We start from the raw sequence: 625 nt of genomic DNA, 5'->3' as shown, positions 1-625 counted from the left end.
GTTTTCATTTTCTAATTCCTCCAAATTCTTTTCCATAATTAATTTTTCAATATAGTCATAAGCACTTTCTTCTGAATGACATTCTTCTAATGCTTCATTAAATAAATCTTCTTCGGTATAAACTTTGCCATCTTCATCTTTTCACATATTATTTATTCTCCTTTATTTGTAATTCTTTGTATATTTCGCATTTTAAAAACTTTCTTTATTAATTTGATTAAAAATTTTTTCTAATTCAGCATAAATCATTTGCTTCATAGTATTTTGCCCATATCCATCAAATTCACCATCATTTATTGAAATTAATAATTTAGCAATATTTCTTTTTATTTTTTCCATATTATTTATCTCCTTGTCATTTAATATTTTTATCTTCTAAATCAATAATGGTTGAATCATTAAAAGGTTAGGAGAAAGTGTGATAGAAGTAGAGGCAATTGCAGGAATCCGTATATGAGTTACACTTTATATCAATGGGATTGATATGTCTCTATCAGATTTGAAGTGGCAATTTTCATTTGTAAGGAGGCAATTCCCAATAAAAGTTTGTTTGCAATGACAATTAACAAAATTCAATGTCAAACATTCGAAAACGTTGGTGCATACTTGCCAAAAGCTATATTTT

2 protein-coding genes are annotated in these 625 nt (G+C 26.4%); one reads left to right on the top strand and one right to left on the bottom strand.

Annotated features, from left to right (window positions below; genetic code table 4):
• Nucleotides 1–192: 192 nt before the first annotated feature.
• A complete protein-coding gene (locus tag C6B38_RS10320) occupies nt 193–339 on the bottom strand; it encodes a hypothetical protein (protein WP_162475906.1) in 147 nt (48 codons plus the stop codon).
• Nucleotides 340–418: 79 nt separating this feature from the next.
• Between C6B38_RS10320 and C6B38_RS11415 the strand changes: the two genes are divergently transcribed.
• Nucleotides 419–625: hypothetical protein (locus C6B38_RS11415; protein WP_233485631.1), on the top strand; the 207-nt coding region annotated here is incomplete at its 3' end.

The organism is Spiroplasma sp. ChiS (genome assembly GCF_002968355.1).
GTDB lineage: Bacteria > Bacillota_I > Bacilli_A > Mycoplasmatales > Mycoplasmataceae > Spiroplasma > Spiroplasma citri.
Note: the sequence above shows the minus strand (reverse complement) of the source record. Positions and strands in the feature narration are given on the sequence as shown.